Genomic DNA, 26,983 nt, shown 5'->3' with positions numbered 1-26,983 from the left:
GAACACAAACCAGCATCAGCCAATCCGCTTGAGTTTCTTTAGAGCGAGAGACTTCGTCGCCAGCAGCGCCGCCGCCCTCGTTCAGTGAGTGGGCTTATAGAACCAACCCCTTTTCCAAGTCAACAGCCATACCAAAAGTTTTTTGACATTTTTGTAACAGGTTGAAAATCAAGGGGTTTTAGCAACCATCTCCAAAAACGACGGAATCCACCGCCCGAATGGGCGGTTTTGCAGATTCGTTTTCGCCTAATCCCGAAGAACGGCTTCGGCGAGGGAGACAAGACCTATATAGGAAGCCCGGCCCGGAATTCCAGGGCGCTTGCTTATAACGCGCCTCGCTCGCTAATTTGGCGATGAAGACGAACCGGCGGAGTGAAGAATGCTTGTCCTCGATGAACAACAGACGCGCGCGGCCCTACCCTGGCCGGAACTGATCGAGGCGATCGCCCGCATGTTCCAAAGCGACTGCGTCATGCCGGTGCGCCATCACCATGAGATGGATGTGCCTGATGAGGAGAGCGCGACGCTGCTGCTGATGCCCGCCTGGGTTCCCGGCCGCTATGCCGGCGTGAAGACCGTCTCGGTCTTTCCCGGCAATATGCGGCGCGGCCTGCCGGCGATCTTCGGAACCTATCTTCTTTCCTCCGGCGCCACCGGCGAAATGCTGGCCGCCATCGACGGCGGCGAGCTGACCGCGCGGCGGACGGCGGCGGCATCGGCGCTGGCGGCACGTTATCTCGCCCGCCCCGACGCGGAGGAGCTGCTTGTCTGCGGCACCGGCCGGCTGTCGCTCAATCTGATGCTTGCCCACGGCACGACGCGGCCGATCAAGAGGTACCGGGTCTGGGGCCGAAACGGGCAAGCTGCCGAAAAGATCGCGACTGAAGCACGGGCGCTCGGGCTGGATGCCGAGGCGGTCACCCATGTGGAAACGGCGGCGCGAACGGCCGATATCATTTCCTGCGCCACGCTTTCCAGCGAGCCGCTGATTTCAGGCGAATGGCTGAAATCAGGCGCCCATCTCGATCTCGTCGGCGCCTTCAAGCCGAGCATGCGCGAAAGCGACGACGAGGCCATCCGCCGTGCTTCGGTTTATGTCGATACCCGCGCCGGCGCCGTCAGCGAGGCCGGTGATATCGTCCAGCCGCTGAAAAGCGGTGTGCTCAGGGACAGCGATATCCGGGCAGAGCTTGCGGAACTGGTCAGCGGTGCCCAGGGCGGGCGCAGCCATGATGACGAAATCACGCTGTTCAAGTCGGTCGGCGCAGCGCTCGAGGATCTTGCCGGGGCGATTCTCGCCTATGAGACAGTGACGGGCCGAAAGTGACGATCAGCGCATCATTGCCGGAGCTTCCGGTTTCACACGTCCTGCCGGCCGTCGGTGCGGCGTTGGCCAATGAGGGGCGCGCCGTCCTTTCCGCGCCGCCTGGCGCGGGCAAGACGACGCTCGTGCCGCTTTACCTGCTTGACCAGGCCTGGCGCGGCGACGGCAAGATCATCCTGCTGGAGCCGCGGCGGCTGGCGGCGCGGGCGGCGGCAAGCCGGATGGCGTCGTTGATCGGTCAACAGGTTGGCGGCACGGTCGGCTACCGCATGCGCCTCGACAACCGGATCTCGGCGGCGACACGGATCGAAGTGGTGACTGAAGGGGTCTTTGCCCGGATGATCCTCGACGATCCCGAACTCACCGGTGTCTCCGCCGTGATCTTCGACGAATTCCACGAGCGTTCGCTCGATGCCGATTTCGGGCTGGCGCTGGCGCTCGACGTTCGATCCGCCCTGCGCGAGGATCTGCGCATCCTCGTGATGTCGGCGACCCTCGACGTCGAACGTGTGGCCGCCCTGCTCGACCATCCGCCTGTCATCGAAAGCCTGGGGCGCAGCTTTCCGATCGATATCCGTTACCAGGATCGACCGGGCGGCGAGCGCATCGAGGATGCCGTCACGCGGGCGATAGTCGACGCACACGCCAATGAGGCCGGCTCGATCCTGGCCTTCCTGCCCGGCCAGGCGGAAATCACGCGAACCGCCGAACGCCTGGCAGGACGATTCGGACCCGAAACACTGATTGCGCCGCTCTACGGCAATCTCAGCCAGAAGGAGCAGGATGCGGCGATCCGCCCGGCACCTGCCGGAACGCGCAAGATCGTGCTTTCGACGTCGATTGCCGAAACCTCGATCACCATCGACGGCGTCAGGATCGTGATCGACAGCGGGCTGCAGCGCCTGCCGGTATTCGAGGCGTCGACCGGAATTACCCGGCTGGAGACGGTGCGCGTGTCGCGGGCTTCCGCCGATCAGCGGGCCGGCCGTGCCGGACGAACGGAACCGGGCATCGCCGTTAGGCTGTGGCACCAGGGACAGACGGCGGCGCTGCCGGCCTTCACACCGCCGCAGATCCTTTCCAGCGATCTCTCCGGGCTGGTGCTCGATCTCGCCCATTGGGGCGTTCAGGACCCGGCATCGCTTGCCTTTGTCGATCAGCCGCCGGAGACGACGCTTAAGGAGGCGCGGGCGCTGCTCGCCCAGGTCGGCGCGCTCGACAAGGATGGAGCGCTGACGGGGCGCGGCAAGATGATGCGCGATCTCGCTTTGCCACCGCGGCTTGCCGCCATGGTGGTTTCATCAGGCGAATCCGGACATGCCAGGGATGCGGCGTTGATCGCCGTGCTTCTCACCGAACAGGGACTGGGCGGAACCAATATCGACATCGAGGAGCGGCTGCGGCGCATCAAGGCCGAGCGCGGCGAAAGAGCAGAGGCCTCGCGGCGGCTGGCCGGGCGATTGGCGACCGGCCTCGACAGAGTTGCCGCTGCGGCGCCGGCGCTTGCGGGCCAGCTGCTGCTGCATGCTTTTCCGGATCGGATCGCGCTTCAGCGCGGCGGGCGCGGCCGATTCGTGATGGCGAACGGGCGTGGCGCCGAGCTGCCGGAAACCGAGAGGTTGGCCGGCAGCCAGATGCTTGTCATCGCCGACCTGACCGGACGGGCGGCGCAGGCGCGGGTTCTGGCGGCAGCCGAGGTAACCCGCGGCGACGTCGAAGCCGAACTGCCGGGCGAGATCAAAACCGGCGATCAGATCTTCTTCGACCGGCAAAGCCGGCAAGTCAGGGCGCGGCGAGCAACCCGGCTCGGCGCGATCGTCTTCGAAGAGACGCCCTTGCCACGCCCCTCAGGGGCCGCGGTCACCCAGGCGCTGATGGAAGGCGTGCGCGAGCTCGGGCTCGATCAGCTTGCCTTCTCGAAGGAGGCCGTACAGCTTCGCGAGCGGATCGGATTTCTTTACAGGACGATCGGCGATCCCTGGCCCGATGTCAGCGATGAGGCCCTGCTTTCCCGGCTGGAAGACTGGTTCGGCCCGTTTCAGACGGAAGCCCGCGGCCTCTCCGAAATTTCAGCGGCCGGGCTGTCGAACGGTCTGATGTCGCTGGTGCCGTACGCGTTGCAGCGCGAGCTCAGCCGGCTTGCGCCGACCCATTTCGAAGCGCCGACCGGCCAGCGGCATCCGATCCAATATGAAGGCGAGGAGCCGGTTCTGACGATCCGCGTGCAGGAGCTGTTCGGCCTAAAGCAGCACCCGGCGATTGCCGGAGGCCGCCTGCCGCTGCTGCTCGAACTCACCTCGCCGGCGCACCGGCCGATCCAGACGACACGCGACCTGCCGGGCTTCTGGGCCGGCTCGTGGAGGGATGTGCGCGCCGATATGCGCGGGCGCTATCCCCGCCATCCCTGGCCGGAGCGGCCGGAAGATGCGTTGCCGACGACACGGGCAAAACCGCGTGGTACATGAGGCCCATTGAAGGAGCCCCTCGGCATGATTGACAAGACGGAAAGCCCCACGCTGGAGGATCGGCACAGCAGCCGCAGGCTGCGCCTGCAGACGCTGGTGCGGCTGCGCTGGCTTGCCGTCGGTGGGCAGGCGCTGACGGTTTTCGTCGTTGCCTTTTGGCTGAAATTTCCCTTGCCGCTGATCGCCAGCTCCTCGTTGATCGCCGCCCTTGCCGGGGTGAATTTCTACCTGACGATCCGCTACCCTCCGACACACCGGCTGGGACCACCGGCTGCCTTTGCACTGCTCGGCTTCGATCTTCTGCAGCTCTGCGCACTGCTTTTCATCACCGGCGGCCTTGCCAATCCTTTCGCAGCGCTTGTCTGCGTGCCTGTTATCATCTCCTTTGCCTCGCAGCCGATCCGCTACAGCACCGCGCTGATCGGCGTTGCGATGGTCTGCATCACCGTGCTTGCCTTTTCCCCCTTTCCGCTGCCCTGGTTCGACGGGGCGGAGATCAACGTCCACAATGTCATGCAGTTCGGCGTCTGGTGCTCGATCGCCTCGACAATGGCGTTTGCCGCTTTCTATGCCTACCGGGTTTCGATGGAGGCCGGTCAGCTTGCCGATGCGCTGGCTGCGACCGAACTGGTGCTACAGCGGGAAAAACACCTTTCGCAGCTTGACGGACTGGCGGCGGCGGCCGCCCACGAGCTCGGAACGCCGCTTGCAACGATCAGCGTCGTCGCCAAGGAAATGGAGCGGGAACTCAAGGACGACGACCGCTTCCGCGAGGACGTGATGCTGCTGCGCAGCCAGAGCGAACGCTGCCGTGACATCCTGCGGCGACTGACGACGCTTTCCTCGGAAGACGAGGCGCATATGCGCCGCCTGCCGCTGTCTTCGATGATCGAGGAGATCGTTGCGCCGCACCGGGAATTCGGTATCCGATTGGAGCTGATCGAAAAAAGCCCGCGCAAGGACGAACCGGTGACCGACCGCAATGCTGGTATTATGTACGGGCTCGGCAACCTGATCGAAAATGCCGTCGACTATGCCCGGGAGAAGGTGACCGTGACGGTCGAGCATGATCACGACAAGGTGCGGATCGTCATCGAGGACGACGGCAACGGTTATGCGCCCGATATTCTGACGCGGATCGGCGAGCCCTATGTGACCAAGCGGCAGAAGGAGGATACGGCCGGCGGGCTCGGGCTCGGACTGTTCATCGCCAAGACGCTGCTGGAACGCTCCGGCGCATCGCTGATTTTCGAGAACCGCGACCCGGAAAGTGCCGGCGCGCGCATCCGCATCGAATGGCCGCGGATGCTGATCGATGCAAATTCGACAAAATGAAATTATGGGCATAAACAGGATTTGCGGTTGACCGAGCTCGGGCGCGGAACCGCCGGGACCGAAGACGATGACAGAACAAACTCATGACAATCTCGCCGCCTCAGATGAAGACCATATCGGTCCCGACGCTAGCCTGCTGATCGTTGACGACGACGGGCCGTTCCTGCGCCGGCTGGCCAGGGCGATGGAGACACGCGGCTTCCAGGTGGAGACCGCCGAATCAGTCGCCGAAGGCGTTGCAAAATCGAAAGGGCGACCGCCGAAATATGCGGTGGTCGACCTTCGGCTCGGCGACGGCAACGGGCTCGACGTCATCGAAGCGATCCGCCAGCGGCGCGACGACACCAGGATCATCGTACTGACCGGCTACGGCAATATTGCCACGGCGGTGACGGCGGTAAAACTCGGGGCCGTCGACTATCTCGCAAAGCCCGCCGATGCCGACGACGTGTTCTCGGCGCTGACGCAGCGGCCGGGCGAAAAGGCGGAGCTTCCCGAAAACCCGATGTCAGCCGACCGCGTGCGTTGGGAACACATCCAGCGGGTCTATGAAATGTGCGAGCGCAATGTTTCGGAAACGGCGCGCCGGCTCAACATGCACCGGCGCACGCTGCAGCGCATCCTCGCCAAACGCGCGCCGAAATAGCAAACACGCCGCCGTCAGATTGGCGGCCTCAATCTCACTCAGGCGTAAGCCAAGCTGCGGCAGGCCGAAATAAATAAAGAAGAGCTGATGAGCTCCACATCGGCCGTTACGGCTTCAGCCGGGCCTCGCCAGGCTCCCGGGCCAGTCGCACGACCGGCCCAGCTTTTTACGGTCAGAGGCTCTTGTCGAGCGGCTGGTGAAGCCACTTCATCGAGATGTCGTCCAACGTGCCGTCCTTCTTGGAGGCGGCGATGATCTCGTTAACCTTGGCCATCAGTTCCGGCTCGTTCTTGTTCATGCCGACATAGCAGGGCGAGTTCTTGATCAGGAACTTCAGTTCGGGTTACGGGGCGGATTCTTGTCAAGAATTGCGGCGGCCACGACATTGCCGGTCACCACTGCTACGACCTGACCCGACAGGAAGGCCGAGATCGTGCCGATATTGTCCTCGTAGCGCTTGATGGTCGCATCGGCAGGCGCAACCTTCGTGAGCTCCAGATCCTCGATCGAACCGCGGGTCACGCCGACGACCTTTCCGGACAGATCGTCAAGCGATTTGATCGCCACGTCGTCTGGAGCGAAGACGCCGTTGAAATAGGGCGCGTAAGCATCGGAGAAGTCGATCACCGCGGCGCGTTCCGGGTTCTTGCCAAGGCTCGAGATTACCAGATCGACCTTTTTCGTCTGCAGATATGGTACGCGGTTTGCGGATGTTACCGGCACCATCTCGAGCTTCGCCCCGAGTTTCTCAGCGATGAGCGTCGCCATGTCGATATCATAGCCCTGAGGCTTCATGTCGGTGCCGACAGAACCGAACGGCGGGAAATCCTGCGGGACCGCTATGCGGACCGTCTTGCTGGACGTAATGTCCGACAACGTGTCGGCACGGGCTGCTGAAACAGGGAGGGCCAGGCTGAGGGCGGCGCTTCCCACGGCGGCAAGGATAGCGATGAAGTGCCTCTTATGCATTGATTGTTCCTTTCCAGTTTGGCGTTTCGTCAGTGGCAGGCGTGCAAATTCGACGTGCAGGGCACGTCTGCAGTGCGGCAACTAGCGGCCAAGGCAGGCAAGACGAATCTTCCTTCCGCGACTGGACGGTCATGGGCTTACACGAAAGCGTGCGACAGCATGTTCAGTGGCGCAGCTCTGCGATTCATCCCAGTTCCCCTTTGCGCGCCCATATTTTTCGGCGTCGTTCCTTGCTGGCAATTACGATACTAAAATTTCAGATTGTCAACTGATCGATACTAGTGTTTTAATTCGAACATGAAATGAGGCCTTCATGACAGAAGCGACGCGCAAGCCGCGCATGCTCGAAAAACGCATTCAGAGCCAGTACGGCGATCTTCCGGGCAGCGAGCGCGCGCTCGCCGATCTGATCCTGGAATTTCCCGGCGACCTCCTGGTTTATTCAGCGACGGAGCTCTCCGAGCGCGGCGGCGTCTCGAAAGCGGCCGTTACCCGTTTCGTCAAACGCCTCGGCTATCAGGATTATCGCGAGATGCAGCGCGAGGTCCGGGAGGCGCAGGAAGCCGGAGAGCCGGTTTATCTCAATACCGGCCTGCTCGGACCCGCGCCCGACAGCACCCGTCTGCAACAGCATCTCGAGCGCGATATCGCCAATCTGCGTCAGACCTTCGAGGCGGTGAGTCCTGACGATCTCGGCGAGGTCGTTCGCCGTTGCCTCACGGCTCGGCGAGTCTGGGTTCTCGGCTTTCGCAACAGCTACTTTTTCGCCGCCTACCTCCGCCGGCAACTGATCCAGGTCCGCTCCGACGTCACGCTTCTCCCGGCTGCCGGGCAGACGTTGATGGAGGAGCTGGCCGGCGCTAAGCCTGACGATCTAATGATTGCCGTCGGCCTGCGACGCCGAACGCCGGCGCTGGGGCGCGCGATGAAGATCGTTCGCGATCTCGGCGTGCCCATCGCCTTTTTCACCGATCGCGTAGCGGTCACCACCCCGAAGTTTGCGACCTGGACCTTTCCCTGCCAGGTGCGGGGCATGTCGCTGTTCGATTCCTATGTCGCGGTGATCAGTCTTGCCAACTACCTCTGCACCGAAGTCGTTGCCGCGGCCGGCGAAGGAGGGCGCGAGAGGCTGAGCCGCATCGAAGATCTCTTTGCGCTGATGGAAGAGATCGACCCCAGCAATTGATGTCGCTCCGGCATTGGGGCCGGAGCAGAAGGAAATGCGATGCTGATTGATGAAATTGAGCTTTTCCACGTTGCGATGCCGCTCAAGGCGCCATGGCGGACGGCCTTTGGCGAGGAGACCACCATCGACTCGATCCTGGTTCGGTTGAGGGGAGAGGGCCAAGACGGCTGGGGTGAGACCGCACCTTATCGCCTGCCGCAGTTTTCGCCGGAATGGGCTTCCGGAGCTTTTGCGCTGCTACGCGACGTCATGGCGCCGGCACTGATCGGCAAGCGCATCGACAGTGCTGAAATTCTGCAGGAGGAACTGGCGCCGCTGAAGGGCAATCATTTCGCGAAGGCCGGCCTCGATACCGCCTGGTGGGATCTTGCCGCGAAGCTCGCCGGCGAGCCGCTCTGGAAGATGATCGGCGGAAAGGGACCGGACGCAATCGTCGGCGCCGATATATCGGTGCTGGATGATCTCGACGAACTCGTCGCAGCGGTCGGCAAGACGCAGGAGGACGGTTTCCAGAGGACGAAACTGAAATTCCGTCGTGGATGGGGGCTCGAAATGGTCGCCCGCGTGCGCGAAGCCTTCCCCGATGCGGTTCTGCATGTCGATTGCAACAGCGCGTTCACGCTTGATGATATCGCCATGTTTCGCGAACTCGACCGATTCGGCCTCGCGATGATCGAGCAGCCGCTTGCCTATGACGACCTCATAGACCACGCGCGTCTCCAAGCCGAACTGAAGACGCCGATCTGCCTGGACGAGAGCATCACAACGCTCGACCGGGCCCGAAAGGCGATTGATATCGGCGCCTGCGGCTGGATCAACATCAAGCCCGGCCGGGTCGGCGGCTTGACCAATGCAATCGCCATTCATGACCTCTGCGCTGCCCGCAATATTCCCTGCTGGATCGGCGGCATGCTTGAATCCGCTGTCGGACAAGGACCGGCGCTCGCGCTGTCGACGCTCTCCAACGTCAAATATCCCTGCGACATCTTCCCAAGCGATCGGCTTTATCAGACGGATCTCTCGGAGCCGGAAATCGTCCTTAGCGGACCGGGGCGCATCACGGCATCGGATCAGCCTGGCCATGGGTTTTGGCCCAATTCAGAACGCCTGACGCGTGTTTCGCGCGCATATGCTGCCGTTTCCAATAAGGCGCGCCGCGATCCTTCCAGTTCGCGCCTTGCGCTTTAGAACTCTCTCGCATGTCGGATCGTTTGCAGGAGGGCGGATTCCTACGCCGTTAGACGTCGTCCACCGTGAACGGTTTTCCGTTCGCCCATTCGGCCATCATCAGCCTTTGGGCGGCGGCACGCGAGAAATTGAGCGTGACGGATTTGCGTGTGGCCGGCGCCATACGGTGTTCCGGCGCGTCGCGAAGCATATGGGCGCCGTAGCCGTCCGAGAGGAAAAGCCCGCACTCCTCCGGGAAGATGTCGAGCGGCACGCCTTCGTGAGTCGCGAAGAACAGCCGGTCGCAATGCAGCCTGTATTCCGGCCATTTGCGGTCCACCCTGAAATCCTCGATCGAGGTCTTGATTTCGATGATCCAGACCTCGCCCTTTTCCGAAATGGTAATCAGATCGGCACGGCGGCCGCTGGCGAGCGGCAGTTCGGGCAGCACGGCGTGGCGCATTTCATGCAGCAATATCTGCGTTCCCCGCCGCACCATCATGGCCCTGTCCGATTGCCGGCCATCGATTAACGGATTGTTATTGTAAACGCTCAAAATCGTCATGGATAACCATCCCAGGGGCTGGCGTGTTGTTGCAAAAAAACCATGCGCTTTTAATTTGCGCGGCAGACGGATTTGCCGCCCAGCAGCAGCCTTGCAAAGCGCAAGTTAATCGAAAATAAACCATAATCAACGATGGTCGAAAGACCGTTCTCCTTGCCCGAAAACTTCAAGAGTCATCTATGCGCATTCGCAATGCATTCCCTGTATTTGGCCTGCTGACGACGCTCGCACTGGCCGGCTGCTCCACGACATCAGACAGCGCATCCGTCGACGACAAGGGCGCAGGCCCGACGGTACAGACTGCTCAAATCTTCAATGACGCCTATGGCGTGACGAAGGATGCCGGATACTCCCTGCCGGCGATCCCGATCGACAGGGTCAAGCCGCAGTTCCGCCGCCAGGTCGTCAGCTACCAGACCACCGAGCGTCCCGGCACGATCATCGTCAACACGCGCGAGCGCTTCCTCTATTACATCCTGCCCAACGGCAAGGCGATGCGCTACGGCATCGGCGTCGGCAAGCAGGGCTTTGCATGGGCGGGCACCGCCTACGTCGCCTGGAAGCAGGAATGGCCGACCTGGCACCCGCCGAAGGAAATGGCCGTTCGCCGCCCCGACGTCGCCAAATATGTCGAAGACGGCATGGGCCCGGGTCTCAGCAATCCGCTCGGCGCACGCGCCATGTATCTCTTCAACGAGGACGGCAAGGACACGCTCTTCCGCCTGCACGGCACGCCGGAATGGGCTTCGATCGGCACCGCCGCTTCCTCGGGCTGCATTCGCCTGATGAACCAGGACGTCATCGACCTCTACAGCCGCGTTCGTCCCGGCAAGGGCACGTCCAAGGTCGTCGTCATCCAGTAAGGTAATTGCCTAATCGGTATAAAAAAGGCCGCCGGACCATCGTTCCGGCGGCCTTTCTTATTCTCGTCGCGATCTTCAGATTCGCTCGTTGCGCTTTAGCTCCTTGTTTTTGCGCCTGTCGTTGGCGCAAAACCGCTGCATAGTTTTGCGCGACATGCTAGGCGCTCAACCGGCCTGCTTGGCCTTGAGCTCGAGGCGGCGGCGGTGAAGCACCGGCTCGGTATAGCCGTTCGGCTGTTCCCTGCCCTTCAACACCAGCTCGAGAGCGGCCTGGAAAGCGATTGACCCATCGAAATTGCCGGCCATCGGCCGATAGGCAGGGTCCTGCTGGTTCTGTTTGTCGACAACGGTGGCCATTCGCTTCATCGTTTCGACGATCTGAGCTTCGCTGACCACCTTGTGATGCAGCCAGTTCGCCATGTGCTGGGCCGAAATGCGCAAAGTGGCGCGATCCTCCATCAGGCCGACATTGTTGATGTCGGGCACCTTCGAGCAACCGACGCCCTGATCGACCCAGCGCACGACGTAGCCGAGGATGCCCTGCGCGTTGTTGTCGAGCTCGCGCTGGATTTCCTCCTGAGACCAGTTCGGCCGCACCGCGACCGGCACCGAGAGAATGTCGGAGAGTTTGGCGCGGGCACGATCCTTCAGCCCCTGCTGGACACGGGCGACGTTGACGCGATGATAATGCGTCGCGTGAAGCGTCGCAGCCGTCGGCGACGGCACCCAGGCGGTGTTGGCGCCGGCTTTGGGATGGGCGATCTTCTGCTCCAGCATCGCCGCCATCAGATCCGGCATCGCCCACATGCCCTTGCCGATTTGAGCATGGCCGGCGAGGCCGCATTCGAGGCCGATATCGACATTCCAGTTCTCATAGGCCGATATCCAGGCGGCCTGGCGCATGTCACCCTTGCGAATCATCGGACCAGCTTCCATCGAGGTATGAATCTCGTCGCCGGTGCGATCGAGGAAGCCGGTATTGATGAAGACGACGCGCTCGCGGGCGGCGCGGATGCATTCCTTGAGATTGACCGTCGTGCGGCGCTCCTCGTCCATAATGCCCATCTTGATGGTGTTGCGCGCCACCCCAAGCGCATCCTCGACCCGCGAGAAGATCTCGACGGCGAAGGCGACTTCTTCCGGTCCATGCATCTTCGGCTTGACCACATACATCGAGCCGGTGCGGGAATTTTTCCTGCGGCCGGCCGGGCCAATATCGTAGAGCGCGATCAGGCCGGTGATGACGGCATCCATGATGCCCTCGGGCACTTCGTTGCCGTCACGGTCGAGAATGGCCGGGTTGGTCATGAGGTGGCCGACATTGCGCACCAGCATCAGCGAGCGGCGATGCAGTTCGAAGGCGGTCCCATCCGGACCTCTATATTCCAGATCGGGGTTGAGCTTGCGGATAAAGCTCGCGTCGCCCTTTGCGACTTCTTCCTGCAGATCGCCCTTCATCAGGCCGAGCCAGTTGCGGTAGGCGACGACCTTGTCCTCGGCGTCGACGGCGGCAATCGAATCCTCGCAGTCCATGATCGTGGTGATTGCCGATTCGAGCCAGACATCGGAAATATGGGCCGGATCGGTCTTGCCGATCGCCGTTGCCGGATCGATGACGATCTCGATGTGGATGCCGTTGTTCTTCAGAAGAAGATGCGTAGGAGCGGCGGCATCGCCGCGATGTCCGGCAAAATGCCCGGCATCCCTGAGCATTGCCTGTTCGCCGTCGACCGATTTGATGACAAGCGCGCCATCCCTAACGGCGAAGCTGCCGACATCCTTCCAGCTGCTCTCCTGCAGCGGCACCGATGCATCGAGGAAATCGCGCACCCAGGCGATGACCTTCTCGCCGCGCTTCGGATTGTATCGCTTGCCCTTTTCGGCGCCGTCGCTCTCGGGAATGGCGTCCGTGCCATAGAGCGCATCATAAAGCGAACCCCAGCGGGCATTGGCGGCGTTGAGGGCATAACGCGCGTTCATGACGGGAACGACGAGCTGCGGACCGGCGATCGAGGCGATCTCGGGATCGACATTCTGTGTCGAAACCTGGAAGTCCGACCCCTCAGGCAGGAGATAGCCGATTGCGCGCAGGAAAGACTGGTAGTCATCCATATCGGTCGGAGCGCCGTGCTGGCGATACCAGTCGTCGATCTTGAGCTGCAACTCGTCGCGCTTCTTCAGCAGCGCCCGATTCTTGGGCGCGAGATCATGGACGATCGCTGAAAAATCGGCAAAGAACTTGTCCGCATCGATCGCCAGACCGGGCAGAACCTCCTGGACGAGGAAATCATGAAGGACGGCTTCGACGGCAAGACCGTTCTTATCAATACGGCTCATTCGACATTCTCCCTGGCAACGACGTTGAATGCTGCCACTTTGCCCGGCTTTCATTCACAGTCAATTCCGCAATAATTCGAAAGATTTATGCCGCCTGGGAAATTATGCGTGGGGTCACGCGCATCGGTAGTCCGTTCTGCGGCTGCGTCGTCAGCTTCTGCACCGGCCAGGGGTTCGTCGCTTCCGTCTGGTCGAAGCGGAAACGGTGCATCATGACCGCAAGCGCGATCACCGCCTCCTGCAGGGCAAAGGTCGCTCCGATGCAGACGCGCGGACCGGCGCCGAACGGCAGGAATTGGAAACGGCCGATGCTGCCGCGATTTTCCGGGAAGAATCGTTCCGGCATATAGGCGCGCGGCTTGTCCCAATAGAGTTCGTGACGGTGCAGCGTCCAGGGCATGATGAGCACGGTGATGTCGGCAGGTATCCCGACCCTTTCACCCTTCGCATTGATCCAGACGTCATCTGCGATCGCGGCGCGATTGATCGAGGGTGCGGGAGGATAGAGCCGCAGCGCCTCCTCGAACGCGGCCCGCGTCACCGGCATCAGATCCAGCCATTCGACGGGGTCGGCGCCGGTTGCGAGAACAGCGTCGATCTCCGTTTCCATGGCTTCGCGAATATGCGGACTGTTTGCGACACAATAGAGCGTCCAGGCCAGCGCCCGCGCAGTCGTCTCGTGGCCGGCGCCGATGAAGGTCAGGATGTTGTCCTCGATCTCATCCTTGGTCAGGCCGTCGGGACCGGCCTGTTCGAGAAGCAGGGTCAGAAAATCGTCCGGTGCGCCGGCGCGATCGGCCTTCATCTTCGCAAGCCGCATATCCATCGTATCACGCACGATTGCCCTGAATTTCTCCAGCACCTTCTGGCCGCCGATGCGGGTAAGGCGCGGCACCCAGGAGGGCGCGCGCAACAGGTCCATCGGATCGACGCGGCCCATGCGGTGGAGAAGCTGGTTGACGTCATCGGCGAAATGGCCGCTGGAGGAGACGATTTCACCGGAGAAAAGCGTTTCGGCAAGAATCGCAAAGGTGAGATCGGTCATGTCGGCGGCGATATCGAAGACCTGGCCGGCCGGACCGGCGCCCTCGTATTTGCGGACGTATTCTTCGGATTGCCGCAGCATCTGGCCGGCGAAACCCTTTGCGTGGCGCGGCGTGAAGACGGGTGCGACCGCTTTTCGCGACCGTTTCCAGACCTGCCCCTCCGCCGTCAGCAGGCCGTCCCGCAGGATCGGCCGCAACACCAGCTGGCGAATGTCGGACATGCGATAGTTCGCTGCGTTGTCGACCAGCACGTGTTTGATCAGGCCGGGATCGTTGACGATCAGTGTGTGCTGACCGAAGAAACTCGTCTTGATCCAGGGCAGCGTGTAGGACGGCTCACCCCACAGTTCGAGCGGATTGCGCAGGATGATGCGGATGATCTCAAGCCGGCTCGGCGGCACGGTGCGCGGCAGCGGCGCCGGCGGAACGAAGGGATCAGGACGCATGTCCATCGGAAAAGCCTTTCGGGGAAGATCAACGCTTCCCGTCAGGCTTGAAGCTAGAGCAGGCCCATGAGTTCGTCCAGCTTGTCGTTGATCAGCCAGCCGTAATAATTCTCTTCGGGCCAGACGGTCGCACCGGAAGAACGGTTTTTCGCAGCAAGTGCCGCGGCGCGCTGGCGCGAATTGCCGACATTATACAGCGTCGCCGTCAGGCCGGGATTGCCCGAGATATCCATGCCGGCAATCTCCTTGTAATCGTCGATCGACCTGCGGATGGAAGCGGCGACGAAGGCGAGCGAGATATCGGGGTCCATAATCGCCCTGTAAACGGCGCCGGCATTCTTCTCGTTCAGCTTCGGATAACCCGACACGCGACTGACGAGATCGGAGAGCATCAGCGCCGTCAGCGGATTGACCTGGCCGAGGCCAAAAGTCTGGCCGGCATAAAAGGGCTGGAAGAAGACCGCGCTGAACCGGTTATTGGGGAAGCTCTGGCCGCCGACCGTCTTGCCGCGGAAATCGCTTTCCCAGACATCTTCCCGGCAGGACCAGAGCGTGTAGGAATCGCTCTTGCCCTTGCACTGAGCAAATTGCGGCCGCGCCACGAAATCATCGACGCTTTCGCCGTCATAGGCGAAGCGGAAGCTTTCTCCGGCGTAGGAGGCGGCCTTGACATAATAGGCCTGCAGCCGGTCATAGGCGTCGACATTATAGGTGTGCTCGCCGACGATCGCGCCGATGACATGGATGGGATTGATGCCGTAAGCGCCGGAAACCTTGCGGATCTTGGCCATCAGCTCGCGATCGGTCGCCAGAAGCTCATGGACCTTCTCGTATTTCAGATCGAAGCTGCTCTTGGTGCCCTTGGTGCGGCGAACGGAAGCGCCCGGAATATCGGGCTGCTCGGCGTGACGGTTGCCCGCCGGAACGGTCTGCATGGCGAAGGCCGGCGCCGAATTCACCAGGGCAGCGGCAATCAAAAGGCTTGTCAAAAGGCGTCGCACGATCCGCTATCCCGTCCGTTCATCGTCCTGTTCGCGATGCGGCTGACTGGACCAGAATCTTGGCCGAATAAAGCCGCAGCGGAAAACAAAACGGGCCTTCACTAGAAAGTAAAAGGCCCGCTGTCGAGAGTGGATTTCGTCACAATGCGGCAGTCACGCCGGTAAAGAGACGAAGCGGTGCGCCGACATCACAGAATGAAGCGCGAGAGATCGGTATTCTGTGCGAGATCGCCGACATGTTCGCGCACATAGGCTGCATCGATGGTGATGGCCGTGCCGCCGCGATCAGGGGCGTTGTAGGAAATATCGTCCAGGACCCGCTCCATCACCGTCTGCAGGCGGCGCGCGCCGATATTCTCGACCGAGGAGTTCAAATGCACCGCGACATCGGCCAGAGCGTCGATCGCGTCGTCGGTGAAATCGAGGCTCAGGCTTTCGGTTTCCATCAGCGCGCGATACTGGCGGATGAGGCTCGCTTCCGTCTCGGTCAGGATCCGGCGGAAATCCTCCTTGTTCAGCGCCCGCAACTCGACGCGAATCGGCAGGCGGCCCTGGAGCTCCGGGAGAAGATCCGAAGGCTTGGAGACATGGAAGGCGCCGGAGGCGATGAACAGGATATGGTCAGTCTTCACAGGCCCGTATTTGGTCGAGACGGTCGTGCCTTCGACGAGCGGAAGAAGGTCGCGCTGCACGCCTTCGCGGGAAACACCGGCACCCATGCCGCCGTCGCGGGCTGCGATCTTGTCGATTTCGTCGAGGAAGACGATGCCGTCATTCTCGGTCGAACGAACGGCCTCGCGCTGGATCACCTCATTGTCGATCAGCTTGTCGGATTCGTCGCGAATCAGATCGGTATAGGAGGCCTTGACCGTGGTGCGGACCTTCTTGGTGCGGCCGCCCATCGCCTTGCCGAACATTTCCGACAAATTGAGCACGCCGATATTGGCGCCCGGCATGCCGGGGATCTCGAAGCCGCCCATGCCGGTACCGGTATCTGCCACTTCGATGTCGATTTCCTTGTCGTCGAGTTCGCCGTCCCTCAGCTTCTTGCGGAAGTTTTCACGGGTGGCGGGCGACGCGGTCGTGCCGACCAGCGCATCCAGGACACGCTCCTCCGCGCTGACATGCGCCTTGGCCTGGACCTCTCCCCGCTTCTTTTCACGCACCAGGCCGATGCCGACCTCGACCAAGTCGCGGATGATCTGCTCGACATCGCGGCCGACATAGCCGACCTCGGTGAATTTGGTGGCTTCCACCTTGATGAAAGGCGCTCCGGCGAGTTTTGCCAGGCGGCGGGAGATCTCGGTCTTGCCGACGCCGGTCGGGCCAATCATCAGGATGTTCTTCGGCATGACTTCGTCTCGCAGGCTCGGGTCGAGCTGCTGGCGGCGCCAGCGATTGCGCAGCGCAATCGCAACGGCACGTTTGGCGTCATGCTGGCCGATGATGTAGCGATCGAGTTCGGAAACGATCTCGCGGGGGGAAAAGGTGGTCATTGCGTATCATTCTCCTGGCAGCACGGGGCCTTCAGCGGCGCCCGGCCGGAATTCGTCGTTGTTTCGTCAAGTCCCTGAAAGTCAATCCCGGCCCAGCGGCCGAAAAGCATAAGGTTCAGCCTTCTACATCCAGCGATTCCACCACGAGATTGTGGTTGGTATAAACGCAGATGTCGGCGGCGATTTCGAGGGCGCGGCGGGCGATCTCTTCGGCCGATTTATCGGTGTCCATCAGCGCGCGGGCGGCGGCGAAAGCAAAATTGCCGCCGGAACCGATCGCCGTCGTACCATGCTCAGGCTCCAGGACGTCGCCATTACCCGTGATCGCCAGCGTAGTCGACTTGTCGGCGACGAGCATCATGGCTTCGAGATTACGCAGGTATTTGTCGGTGCGCCAGTCCTTGGCGAGCTCGACGGCGGCGCGCATCAGCTGGCCGGGATATTGCTCCAGCTTCTTTTCAAGCCTTTCGAGCAGGGTGAAGGCATCGGCGGTGGCGCCGGCAAAACCGGCGATCACTTCGCCCTTGCCGATGCGGCGCACCTTGCGGGCATTGCCCTTCATCACGGTCTGGCCGAGGCTCACCTGGCCGTCACCCGCCATCACCACCTTGCCGCCTTTTCGAACAGTAATGATCGTTGTCATAAAACACCTGTCTGCCCATGACGCGGGCTTTTACCTCGACCGCACATCGGCCTTGTTGAGCCCTATGTAAGCAGGCCGGAGCCGATTGCAAATGGGCCGGCTTTCTCTGCCCCGGCTTCTGGATATTTGCCGATGCGCCTGATAAGGAACGGCCTTATTCCGATGGAGGGCCAAATGGCCGAGACCGCAGCAAGCCGCACGGGCAGCGTTTCCCGCAAGACCAACGAGACCTCGATTTCCGTTTCCGTCAATCTCGACGGCACCGGCAAATCGAAGATTTCGACCGGCGTCGGCTTCTTCGACCATATGCTCGACCAGCTTTCGCGGCATTCCCTCATCGACATGGAAATCGACGCCAAGGGCGACCTGCATATCGACGACCATCATACGGTCGAGGATACCGGCATTGCGATCGGCCAGGCGATCTCCAAGGCGCTCGGCGACCGGCGCGGCATCACCCGCTATGCCTCGATCGATCTTGCCATGGACGAGACGATGACCAAGGCAGCGGTCGATCTTTCCGGCCGGCCTTTCCTCGTCTGGAACGTCGCCTTCAGCGCGCCTAAAATCGGCACCTTCGACACCGAGCTCGTGCGCGAATTCTTCCAGGCGCTCGCTCAGAATGCCGGCATCACTTTGCATATTCTCAACCATTATGGCGCCAACAACCACCATATTGCCGAGACATGCTTCAAGGCCGTCGCCCGCGCATTGCGCACGGCGACAGAGATCGATCCGAGACAGGCAGGCCGTGTTCCCTCAACGAAGGGCACGCTCGTCTGAGCCTCTCAAGGGAGCGGCGACAATGACATCCAGCTATATTTTCCTGACGCCGCCCGGCAGCGCAGGCACTCGCCTTGAGGAGACGCGGGTGATCCGCGACGCCTTCACATGGCTTGGTTTACTGTTTCCATGGGCATGGCTCCTGGTCCATCGGCTGTGGCTCTACGCGGTGGCGGCCTTTCTGATGCAGGCAATCGGCGGCGTGCTGATGGACGAACCGGGTCTCTGGCCGGCGGGAGCGGCAATCACGCTGGGCGTGAACCTGCTGGTCGGTCTGGAGGGCCAGAACCTGCGTATTCGCAACCTCGCCGGCAAGGGCTGGAACGAAGACGCGCTCATCGCGGCCGATACGATCGGCATTGCCGAAGACGTCTACTTCTCCGACAAAGCGGTCCAGCCCGATACTGACGCCGCCGTGCCGAGCTGGGACAACAAGACCCGACTGAGCAGCCCGCATGGCCAGGCCACATCGCTTGGTCTCTTTGGTTTTGATGGAGGACGCTGACGATGCGCGTCGCGATTATCGACTATGGTTCCGGCAATCTGCGCTCGGCCACCAAGGCTTTTGAGCGGGCCGCGCGCGAGGCGGGCATCGATGCGCAGATCGATCTCACCGACAAGGCTGAGGATGTTGCCGCCGCCGATCGCATCGTGCTCCCGGGCGTCGGCGCCTATGCCGATTGCCGGCGCGGCCTCGATGCCGTGCCCGGCATGGCCGAGGTGCTGGTCGAGGCTGTCGAAAGGAGGGCGCGGCCGTTCCTCGGCATCTGCGTCGGCATGCAGCTCATGTCCTCGCGCGGCCTCGAGAAGACGGTGACGCACGGTTTCGGCTGGATCCCCGGTGACGTCATCGAGATGACGCCTGACGATCCCGCGCTGAAAATTCCGCAGATCGGCTGGAACACGCTTGATCTGAAGCGAGAACATCCGCTCTTCGACGGCATTCCGACGGGAGCGCAAGGGCTGCACGCCTATTTCGTCCACTCCTACCATCTCGCCGCCGAAAATGCCGACGACGTCATCGCGACGGTCGATTATGGCGGGCCGATGACGGCTCTCGTCGGGCGCGACAACATGGTGGGCGCTCAGTTCCACCCGGAAAAGAGCCAGAAGCTCGGCCTCGCCCTCATCGCCAATTTCCTGCGCTGGAACCCGTAATACCGCCGCCTTATTTTTCCTTTATGGAAAAGGTGGAACAGGAGTGCGCTCGATGCCGGCTGCGCGGAAATCAGGCAAGGTGTTCTATACGCTGAGACCCTCCAGAGAGGGCCTGCCGCCCTTCTCGGACATCCGGCTTCCCGATGGAACGATCATCCGCCGCGTCGATGAGACCATTCACAGGAGAGCGCTTTCTAATGCGGCCAAGGCGTTGACAGAAAGGCTGGACCGATGATCCATGAATTCCTTGCCGGCAACGAGAATTCGCAACTGCGCGCCAACGGCATCAACGCCAGCGACATCACTGAAGCCGTGCTGGAATTTTATATCGAAGGCGAGGACGATCTGATCGGCCTGCTTGCCTATGCCCTCTACGAGCGGCAGAAGCGCGACTTCGTGCTCAGCTACCGCAAGCGCAATGCCGGCCGTTCGCCCAACGAGGCCGAGCTTGCCGCCGTCTCCGGCAATTATCTGTCGACCGACCTGCGCAATACGCTGCGCGACCGCGCCTCGCAGATCCTTGCCAGTTATGCCGAAACCTATGTCGAGGCGATGGAGCCGGAAATCCGGCTCGCCGCCGTCAACAGCCAGGCGCTGCGGGAGGTGCGCGACATCGAGAAATCGATGAAGCGACGCCTCGGCTTCTGGCGCCAGGTTCGCGCCGGCTTGACTGTCACCCTGTTGCTTCTTCTGCTTTTCGGCGCGGCCACCATTGCCGCTGTCTTTTTCCGCTCGGATATCGTAGATGCGTGGAATGCGCTGATGATATCGACCAGTTTACGGACGTAAGACGACATGATCCTTTTTCCCGCGATCGATCTGAAGGGCGGCCAATGCGTCCGCCTGAAGCTCGGCGACATGCAGCAGGCGACGGTCTACAACACCGATCCGGCCGCCCAGGCGAAATCCTTCCAAGAGCAGGGTTTCGAATGGCTGCATGTGGTCGACCTCGACGGTGCCTTCGCGGGGCATTCGGCCAATGGCGAGGCCGTCGAAGCGATCCTCAAGGCGACTGATAATCCGGTGCAGCTTGGCGGCGGGATCCGCACGCTCGATCACATCGAGGCCTGGCTCGCGCGCGGGCTGCGTCGCGTCATTCTCGGCACGGTGGCGGTCAGAAATCCTGATCTGGTCATCGAGGCCTGCCGGAAATTTCCCGGTCATGTCGCCGTTGGCATCGATGCCAAAGGCGGCAAGGTGGCGGTCGAAGGCTGGGCGGAAGCTTCCGAACTCGGCGTCATCGAGCTCGCCAAAAAATTCGAGGGCGCCGGCGTCGCCGCGATCATCTACACCGATATCGACCGGGACGGCATCCTTGCCGGCATCAACTGGGCTTCGACACTGGAACTTGCCGGTGCGGTCTCCATTCCCGTCATCGCCTCCGGCGGCCTTGCCTCGCTCGACGACGTCAGACGCATGCTGGAGCCGGATGCAGGCAAGCTCGAAGGCGCGATTTCGGGCCGTGCGCTTTATGACGGCCGGATCGACCCCAGGCAAGCGCTGGCGCTGATCAAGGCCAGCAGGGCCAAGGAGACTGCGTAATGACCCTCAAGGCCCGCGTCATCCCCTGCCTCGACGTCAAGGACGGACGCGTCGTCAAGGGCGTCAACTTCCTCAATCTCGTCGATGCCGGCGATCCCGTCGAAGCGGCGAAGGCCTATGATGCGGCCGGCGCCGACGAACTCTGCTTTCTCGACATCACCGCCTCCTCCGACAATCGCGAGACGATTTTCGATGTCGTCTCACGCACGGCCGACCAGTGCTTCATGCCGTTGACGGTCGGCGGCGGGGTGCGCACCATCGCCGATATCCGCAAGCTGCTGCTCTGCGGCGCCGACAAGGTCTCGATCAACTCGGCCGCGGTCAGCAATCCCGACTTCGTCACTGAAGCGGCCGACAAGTTCGGCGACCAGTGCATCGTCGTCTCGATCGACGCCAAGCGCCGGCGCACGCAGGCGGTCGGCGGCGACAATCTCAGCGCCTGGGAAATCTACACGCATGGCGGCCGCAACGCGACCGGCATCGACGCCGTCGAATTCGCCCAGAAGATGGTGGCGCGCGGCGCGGGAGAACTCTTGGTCACCTCGATGGACCGCGACGGCACCAAGGTCGGCTACGACCTGGAATTGACCCGGGCGATTGCCGACGCGGTGCGCGTGCCAGTCATTGCCTCCGGCGGTGTCGGCGACCTCGACGACCTCGTCGCCGGGGTGAAGGAGGGTCATGCCAATGCGGTGCTCGCCGCCTCGATCTTCCACTTCGGCACCTATTCCGTGGTCGAGGCCAAACACTATATGTCGAAGTGCGGCATCGATATGCGTCTCGACTGAAGCTTGAAAGCGAACATATGAGCGGATTTTCCCTTTCCGATCTCGAAAGGATCGTTGAAGAGCGATCGAAAGCCTCGCCGGAAGAATCCTGGACGGCAAAGCTCGTGAACGCCGGCCAGCCGAAAGCGGCAAAGAAGCTCGGTGAAGAAGCGATCGAAGCCGTGATGGCGGCGGTAACCGGCGATTGCGACAATCTGACCTATGAAGCCGCGGATGTGCTCTATCACCTATTGGTCGTATTGAAGATTGCTGAAATACCGTTAGAGAATGTCATGGCCGAACTCGAGCGCAGAACCGCGCAGTCCGGTCTCAAGGAAAAGGCCAATCGGCAGAGTTCATGAGTATCGCGACTGAGATTATCGGGGTGCCGGAAACATTGGATCACTTCCAGTCGGAATCCTATTCGCCCTACCACTTCTTCTCTTCCGAACAATGGGCGAAGTTCCGCGCCGATACGCCGCTGACGCTGACGAGTGACGAGGTCAAGCGGCTGCGTTCAACGGGCGACCCGATCGATCTCGACGAGGTCAGGCGCATCTATCTGTCGCTGTCGCGGCTGCTGTCAGCGCATGTCGAATCCTCGCAAATGCTGTTCGAACAGCGCAACCGCTTCCTGAGCCTCTCCGACGTGACGAAGACGCCCTTCGTCATCGGCATCGCCGGCTCGGTCGCGGTGGGAAAATCGACCACCGCCCGTATCCTCAAGGAACTGCTGGGGCGCTGGCCCTCCAGCCCGAAGGTCGATCTCATCACCACCGACGGCTTCTTGCATCCGAACGCCGTGCTGCAGCGGGAAAAGCTGATGCAGCGCAAGGGTTTTCCGGAAAGCTACGACACGGCCGCGATCCTGCGCTTCCTCTCGGCGATCAAGGCCGGCCGGCCGGACGTGCAGGCGCCCTGCTATTCGCATCTCGTCTATGACGTGCTGCCGGACGAATACAAGATCGTCGACCGGCCCGATATCTTGATCTTCGAGGGCATCAACGTGCTGCAATCGCGCGACCTGCCGGCCGGCGGCAAGATCGTGCCGATGGTGTCCGACTTCTTCGACTTCTCGATCTATATCGATGCCGCGGAAGATCAGATCCACAACTGGTACGTCACACGCTTCATGCGGCTGCGCGAGACCGCCTTCCGCGATCCGAACTCCTATTTCCATCGCTACGCTTCGATCAGCGACGCGGAAGCGCTCGACATTGCCGGGGATCTCTGGGCGAACATCAACCTGAAGAACCTGCGCCAGAACATCCTGCCGACGCGGCCGCGCGCCGATCTCATCCTGAAAAAAGGCAAGGATCATCTGATCGAGCAGGTGGCGCTGCGAAAACTATAGCAGGCCATCATATCAGCCTATCAGTTCAGGGATTGACGCGGCGCAGCGTCAGATTGATGCGGCCGCCGTTCTTCAACAGCGTCGATGTTGCCGGATGAATCCGGTCGACGCCGTGGAAGCACAGCCTTCCCTCGCCGCCCAATACGACCAGATCACCGCTCGACAGTTTGAAAGATAGCGTGCGATCGTTACGGCTCAAACCACCGACGCGAAAGAGGCAGCTGTTGCCGAGCGAGATCGACACGACAGGCGCCTGCAGATTGCGCTCGTCCTTATCCTGGTGCAGGCCCATGCGCGCGTCGTCGGAATAGAAGTTGACGAGGCAGGCTTCCGGCGGTATTTCATAACCCGATACGTCATTCCAGATATCGAGCAATGGCTGCGGTATGGCTGGCCAGGGCCTGCCGGTAACAGGATGCGTCGGCTGATAGCGATAGCCGTGCTCCTTGTCCGTCACCCAGCCGAGCGGCCCGCAATTGGTCATGCGCACCGACATCGGCTTGCCGGTACCTGGCATGACGGGCACGAAGAGCGGCGCCTCGGCGACCACGGCACGGACCACCTCGACCAGCGCTTCCTGACGCGACCGGTCGAGATATTCAGGCAGATGTCGGACGCCGTTCGAGAGTTCGGGCATGTCAGTCGCCGCCGCCCGGGCGGCCGCGCATTTTCTTGACTTCCGAGCGGCCGGACTTTTCCTTCAGACGGCGCTCGACCGAACCCTTGGTCGGCTTGGTCTTCTTGCGCGGCGGCGGCGGCGGTTTGGCGGCCTGCAGAATCAGCTCCTTCAGCCGCTCGCGCGCGTCCTCACGGTTGCGATCCTGGCTGCGAAAGCGGCTCGCCTCGATCATCAACACGCCATCCTTCGACAGGCGCCGGCCGGCAAGCCTGATCGCATTGGCCTTGACGCGGTCATTGAGGGAGGGCGAATTCGCGACGTTGAAAAACAGCTGGACCGCCGTCGAAACCTTGTTGACGTTCTGACCGCCGGGGCCGCCTGCCAGAACGAACTGTTCCGTCAGCTCCCATCCTGAGATGGTGATCCTGTCGTCGATATAGAGCGCGTCGCTGGCCATGCGGCGTTCTATCTCATATCGGCAGCCGGTTGAAAATATCGGCCGTCAACGGAAAAACCCGGCAATCCTGTGATGCCGGGTTTCACGTGAGTCAGAGATCTGTTGTTCTATTCGGCTTATTCGGCAGCGACCTTGACGCCGGGTGCCGCATCGCGGACGCCGCCGTCGACGTGATTCTCGAACTTGGCGAAGTTGGCGATGAACATCGAAACCAGCTTTTCGGCCTGCGCGTCATAGGCCGGCTTGTCGGCCCAAGTCGAGCGCGGATCGAGAATGCCGCCATCGACACCGTCGACGGAAACCGGCACGGCGAAGCCGAAATTCGCATCCGTGCGGAATACGACCTGGCCGAGTTTGCCGCTGAGGGCGGCGGCGAGCAGCGCGCGCGTCGCCTTGATCGGCATGCGCTTGCCGGTGCCGTAGGCGCCGCCGGTCCAGCCGGTATTGACAAGCCAGCATTCGACGCCGTGGCGGCCGATCAGATCCTTGAGCAGGTTGCCGTATTCGGCCGGGTGTCGCGGCATGAAGGGGGCGCCGAAGCAGGTCGAGAAGGTCGCTTCCGGCTCGACGACGCCCTTTTCGGTGCCGGCCACCTTGGCGGTGTAACCGGAGAGGAAGTGGTACATCGCCTGGTCCGGCGTCAGCCGGGCGATCGGCGGCATGACGCCGAAGGCATCGGCGGTCAGCATGATGATCGTCTTCGGATGCCCGGCCCGGCCCGTTGCCGAGGCGTTCGGGATGAAATGCATCGGATAGGCGCAGCGGGTGTTTTCGGTCAGCGACCCGTCGTCGAAATCGGGCTCGCGGGCTTCGTTCAGCACGACGTTTTCGAGCACGGTGCCGAAGCGCTGCGTCGTTGCATAGATCTCCGGCTCCGCTTCGGCCGAGAGGCGGATGGTCTTGGCGTAGCAGCCGCCCTCGAAGTTGAAGATGCCGTTTTCGCTCCAGCCGTGTTCGTCGTCGCCGATCAGCGTGCGCGCCGGATCGGCCGAAAGCGTCGTCTTGCCCGTGCCGGAAAGGCCGAAGAAGACCGCCGCGTCGCCGTCGGGGCCGACATTGGCCGAGCAGTGCATCGGCATCACGCCCTTGGCCGGCAGCAGGTAGTTGAGCACGGTGAAGACCGATTTCTTCATTTCGCCGGCATAGGACGTGCCGCCGATGAGGACGAGGCCGTTGGTGAGATCGCAGGCGATCACCGTTTCCGAGCGGCAGCCGTGGCGGGCTGGATCGGCCTTGAAGCTCGGCAGATCGATGATCGTCAGCTTCGGCACGAAGGTGGCGAGCGCCGCCGTCTCCGGGCGGATCAAGAGATTGCGGATGAACAGCGAATGCCAGGCGAATTCGGTGACGACGCGGGTCGGCAACGCATGGCCTTCCTCGGCGCCGCCAACGAGATCCTGCACGAAAAGATCCTTGCCGGCGGCATGCGCCAGCATATCGTCGCGCAGCAGCGCGAAATGCTCCGGCGAGAGCGGCTTGTTGTTGTCCCACCAGATTTGGTCATCGGTATTGGCGTCACGAACGACGAATTTGTCGCGCGGCGAGCGGCCCGTATGCTGACCGGTGAGAGCCCTGAGCGCCCCCTGAGCGGTCAGTTCGGCTTCGCCCCGGCGGATCGCTTCCTCATACAGCGCTGCGGCGGAAAAGTTATAGCGAACGCTGGCTGCGCCGCCCAATCCAACCGTTGCCAGCTCCGTTGCCGGGTTACGAACTCCGAACATTTCCATGGCTACTTCCCTTCACTCAGGCGCGTTGCCGTTAAAACCGATCTCGAAAATAAGGGGAGAAATTTTAAAACACAAGAGACTAAAATTGAGAAAGTTCAGCAATATCAAACAATTAATCGATTTAAATTTGTTGCGACTATTTTAAATCGTTTGAAGAGGCGGCGTTGCAACAGTTGGGCACGCTACCTGAGATTGCCGGCGAATTTTACGACAATCCTCCCCTTTATCTTTGCCACAATTTGTTCCACCTTTATCCTCCATAAGCGCATCCGGTCACTGAGACCGCCTGGGGACGACGAAAATCCGGGAGATTGCGCACTGATGACGGAGACCAACACCATGCCGACAATCGCGCTCGTTGATGACGACCGCAACATCCTCACCTCGGTGTCGATCGCACTGGAGGCCGAAGGGTATAAGGTCGAGACCTATACGGACGGTGCCTCGGCGCTCGACGGGCTGCTGGCGCGACCGCCGCAGCTGGCGATCTTCGATATCAAGATGCCGCGCATGGACGGCATGGAGCTTTTGCGCCGCCTGCGGCAGAAGTCGGATATCCCGGTAATCTTCCTCACCTCCAAGGATGAGGAGATCGACGAGCTGTTCGGCCTGAAGATGGGCGCCGACGATTTCATCACCAAGCCGTTTTCGCAGCGCCTGCTGGTCGAGCGGGTGCGCGCCGTGCTGCGTCGCGCTTCGAGCCGCGAAGCCGCGGCCGCCGGCGGCACGAGCCCCAGCGGCACGCCGAAGGCCGGGGCCGTGCAACAGGCGCGTTCGCTGGAGCGTGGCCAACTGGTCATGGACCAGGAGCGCCATACCTGCACCTGGAAGGGCGAAGCGGTGACGCTGACGGTCACCGAGTTCCTGATCCTGCATTCGCTGGCGCAGCGTCCGGGCGTCGTCAAGAGCCGCGACGCGCTGATGGACGCCGCCTATGACGAACAGGTTTATGTCGACGACCGGACGATCGACAGCCACATCAAGCGGCTGCGCAAGAAATTCAAGATGGTCGATACCGATTTTGATATGATTGAAACGCTCTACGGAGTGGGATACCGCTTCCGCGAAGCGGCCTGAGCCCAGCGGC

General features: G+C 61.8%; 26 protein-coding genes and 1 pseudogene. 17 read left to right on the top strand and 10 right to left on the bottom strand.

Annotation, left to right across the window (positions count from 1 at the left end; genetic code table 11):
- Positions 1–379 precede the first annotated feature (379 nt).
- From C4N04_RS29000 to C4N04_RS28985, 4 genes are all read left to right on the top strand, one after another.
- Positions 380–1,327 (top strand): ornithine cyclodeaminase family protein, encoded by a 948-nt coding sequence (locus tag C4N04_RS29000; RefSeq protein WP_106797624.1) that lies wholly within the window; start codon positions 380–382, stop codon positions 1,325–1,327.
- Positions 1,324–3,789, top strand: a complete 2,466-nt coding sequence (gene hrpB, locus C4N04_RS28995; protein WP_106797623.1) for an ATP-dependent helicase HrpB — start codon at positions 1,324–1,326, stop codon at positions 3,787–3,789. Before C4N04_RS29000 ends, hrpB begins: the two co-directional genes overlap by 4 nt.
- A 24-nt stretch (positions 3,790–3,813) precedes the next feature.
- Positions 3,814–5,124 (top strand): ActS/PrrB/RegB family redox-sensitive histidine kinase, encoded by a 1,311-nt coding sequence (locus C4N04_RS28990; RefSeq protein WP_039622956.1) that lies wholly within the window; start codon positions 3,814–3,816, stop codon positions 5,122–5,124.
- Positions 5,125–5,191: 67 nt separating this feature from the next.
- Entirely contained in the window at positions 5,192–5,770 is a 579-nt protein-coding gene (locus C4N04_RS28985) for an ActR/PrrA/RegA family redox response regulator transcription factor (protein ID WP_038685941.1), read from the top strand.
- 172 nt (positions 5,771–5,942) lie between these two features.
- Here C4N04_RS28985 and C4N04_RS28980 read toward each other — a convergent pair.
- Positions 5,943–6,739, bottom strand: a pseudogene (locus C4N04_RS28980) (transporter substrate-binding domain-containing protein).
- Between the two features lie 313 nt (positions 6,740–7,052).
- Between C4N04_RS28980 and C4N04_RS28975 the strand changes: the two are divergent.
- Positions 7,053–7,925 carry a MurR/RpiR family transcriptional regulator gene (locus C4N04_RS28975; protein ID WP_106797622.1) on the top strand — a complete coding sequence of 291 codons (873 nt, stop codon included), beginning with the start codon at positions 7,053–7,055 and terminating at the stop codon, positions 7,923–7,925.
- 39 nt (positions 7,926–7,964) lie between these two features.
- The gene (menC, locus tag C4N04_RS28970) at positions 7,965–9,113 is read left to right on the top strand and encodes an o-succinylbenzoate synthase (protein ID WP_106797621.1); all 1,149 of its coding nucleotides are present in this window, start codon (positions 7,965–7,967) and stop codon (positions 9,111–9,113) included.
- A gap of 49 nt (positions 9,114–9,162) precedes the next feature.
- On the opposite strand, the gene C4N04_RS28965 is transcribed toward menC, so the two are convergent.
- On the bottom strand, positions 9,163–9,657 hold the full coding sequence (locus C4N04_RS28965; RefSeq protein ID WP_009991089.1) for an MmcB family DNA repair protein: 495 nt from the start codon (positions 9,655–9,657) through the stop codon (positions 9,163–9,165).
- A 179-nt stretch (positions 9,658–9,836) separates the two neighbouring features.
- On the opposite strand from C4N04_RS28965, the gene C4N04_RS28960 reads away from it, so the two are divergent.
- Positions 9,837–10,520, top strand: coding sequence for a L,D-transpeptidase (locus C4N04_RS28960; RefSeq protein ID WP_038685935.1), 684 nt, complete (start codon positions 9,837–9,839; stop codon positions 10,518–10,520).
- Between the two features lie 165 nt (positions 10,521–10,685).
- Here C4N04_RS28960 and C4N04_RS28955 read toward each other — a convergent pair whose 3' ends face one another.
- The 5 genes from C4N04_RS28955 to hslV form a co-directional block, all read right to left on the bottom strand.
- A complete protein-coding gene (locus C4N04_RS28955; RefSeq protein ID WP_077992810.1) occupies positions 10,686–12,857 on the bottom strand; it encodes a malate synthase G in 2,172 nt (723 codons plus the stop codon).
- Between the two features lie 85 nt (positions 12,858–12,942).
- The gene (locus C4N04_RS28950) at positions 12,943–14,355 is read right to left on the bottom strand and encodes a cytochrome P450 (protein ID WP_077992808.1); all 1,413 of its coding nucleotides are present in this window, start codon (positions 14,353–14,355) and stop codon (positions 12,943–12,945) included.
- A 47-nt stretch (positions 14,356–14,402) separates the two neighbouring features.
- Entirely contained in the window at positions 14,403–15,350 is a 948-nt protein-coding gene (locus tag C4N04_RS28945; RefSeq protein WP_077992806.1) for a DUF1402 family protein, read from the bottom strand.
- 188 nt (positions 15,351–15,538) lie between these two features.
- Positions 15,539–16,846, bottom strand: a complete 1,308-nt coding sequence (gene hslU / locus C4N04_RS28940; protein ID WP_038685927.1) for an ATP-dependent protease ATPase subunit HslU — start codon at positions 16,844–16,846, stop codon at positions 15,539–15,541.
- Between the two features lie 115 nt (positions 16,847–16,961).
- Positions 16,962–17,489 carry an ATP-dependent protease subunit HslV gene (hslV, locus tag C4N04_RS28935; protein WP_009984477.1) on the bottom strand — a complete coding sequence of 176 codons (528 nt, stop codon included), beginning with the start codon at positions 17,487–17,489 and terminating at the stop codon, positions 16,962–16,964.
- Positions 17,490–17,663: 174 nt separating this feature from the next.
- Here hslV and hisB point away from each other — a divergent pair, with 174 nt between their 5' ends.
- From hisB to coaA, 9 genes are read left to right on the top strand one after another with little or no spacing between them, the layout of a single operon-like run.
- Positions 17,664–18,272 (top strand): imidazoleglycerol-phosphate dehydratase HisB, encoded by a 609-nt coding sequence (gene hisB / locus C4N04_RS28930; RefSeq protein WP_010033258.1) that lies wholly within the window; start codon positions 17,664–17,666, stop codon positions 18,270–18,272.
- Positions 18,273–18,294: 22 nt separating this feature from the next.
- Entirely contained in the window at positions 18,295–18,777 is a 483-nt protein-coding gene (locus tag C4N04_RS28925; protein ID WP_077992805.1) for a DUF2628 domain-containing protein, read from the top strand.
- Between the two features lie 2 nt (positions 18,778–18,779).
- Positions 18,780–19,430, top strand: coding sequence for an imidazole glycerol phosphate synthase subunit HisH (gene hisH / locus C4N04_RS28920; RefSeq protein WP_009986217.1), 651 nt, complete (start codon positions 18,780–18,782; stop codon positions 19,428–19,430).
- Between the two features lie 52 nt (positions 19,431–19,482).
- Positions 19,483–19,665: a hypothetical protein gene (locus tag C4N04_RS28915; RefSeq protein WP_038685919.1), complete on the top strand. Its 183-nt coding sequence runs from the start codon at positions 19,483–19,485 to the stop codon at positions 19,663–19,665.
- Positions 19,662–20,219, top strand: a complete 558-nt coding sequence (locus C4N04_RS28910) for a hypothetical protein (protein WP_039617096.1) — start codon at positions 19,662–19,664, stop codon at positions 20,217–20,219. Before C4N04_RS28915 ends, C4N04_RS28910 begins: the two co-directional genes overlap by 4 nt.
- A gap of 6 nt (positions 20,220–20,225) precedes the next feature.
- On the top strand, positions 20,226–20,972 hold the full coding sequence (gene hisA / locus C4N04_RS28905; RefSeq protein WP_096764544.1) for a 1-(5-phosphoribosyl)-5-[(5-phosphoribosylamino)methylideneamino]imidazole-4-carboxamide isomerase: 747 nt from the start codon (positions 20,226–20,228) through the stop codon (positions 20,970–20,972).
- Complete coding sequence (gene hisF, locus C4N04_RS28900) at positions 20,972–21,760, top strand: imidazole glycerol phosphate synthase subunit HisF (RefSeq protein WP_106797620.1); 789 nt, start codon at positions 20,972–20,974, stop codon at positions 21,758–21,760. Before hisA ends, hisF begins: the two co-directional genes overlap by 1 nt.
- A gap of 17 nt (positions 21,761–21,777) precedes the next feature.
- A complete protein-coding gene (locus C4N04_RS28895) occupies positions 21,778–22,101 on the top strand; it encodes a phosphoribosyl-ATP diphosphatase (protein WP_096764543.1) in 324 nt (107 codons plus the stop codon).
- Positions 22,098–23,093, top strand: coding sequence for a type I pantothenate kinase (coaA, locus tag C4N04_RS28890; protein WP_106797619.1), 996 nt, complete (start codon positions 22,098–22,100; stop codon positions 23,091–23,093). Before C4N04_RS28895 ends, coaA begins: the two co-directional genes overlap by 4 nt.
- A gap of 25 nt (positions 23,094–23,118) precedes the next feature.
- On the opposite strand, the gene C4N04_RS28885 is transcribed toward coaA, so the two are convergent.
- The 3 genes from C4N04_RS28885 to C4N04_RS28875 all read right to left on the bottom strand — a co-directional run bounded on the left by C4N04_RS28885 (position 23,119) and on the right by C4N04_RS28875 (position 25,896).
- The gene (locus C4N04_RS28885; protein WP_106797618.1) at positions 23,119–23,730 is read right to left on the bottom strand and encodes an alpha-ketoglutarate-dependent dioxygenase AlkB; all 612 of its coding nucleotides are present in this window, start codon (positions 23,728–23,730) and stop codon (positions 23,119–23,121) included.
- A gap of 1 nt (position 23,731) precedes the next feature.
- Positions 23,732–24,169 (bottom strand): alternative ribosome rescue aminoacyl-tRNA hydrolase ArfB, encoded by a 438-nt coding sequence (gene arfB / locus C4N04_RS28880; RefSeq protein WP_009987587.1) that lies wholly within the window; start codon positions 24,167–24,169, stop codon positions 23,732–23,734.
- 116 nt (positions 24,170–24,285) lie between these two features.
- On the bottom strand, positions 24,286–25,896 hold the full coding sequence (locus C4N04_RS28875) for a phosphoenolpyruvate carboxykinase (RefSeq protein ID WP_077992791.1): 1,611 nt from the start codon (positions 25,894–25,896) through the stop codon (positions 24,286–24,288).
- Positions 25,897–26,235: 339 nt separating this feature from the next.
- Here C4N04_RS28875 and C4N04_RS28870 point away from each other — a divergent pair, with 339 nt between their 5' ends.
- Positions 26,236–26,973 carry a response regulator transcription factor gene (locus tag C4N04_RS28870; protein WP_190233656.1) on the top strand — a complete coding sequence of 246 codons (738 nt, stop codon included), beginning with the start codon at positions 26,236–26,238 and terminating at the stop codon, positions 26,971–26,973.
- The last annotated feature ends 10 nt before the right edge of the window (positions 26,974–26,983 follow it).

It is taken from the genome of Rhizobium sp. H4 (genome assembly GCF_003013335.1).
Taxonomy (GTDB): Bacteria; Pseudomonadota; Alphaproteobacteria; order Rhizobiales; family Rhizobiaceae; genus Rhizobium; species Rhizobium sophoriradicis.
This window is presented reverse-complemented; position numbering and strand designations above follow the sequence as displayed.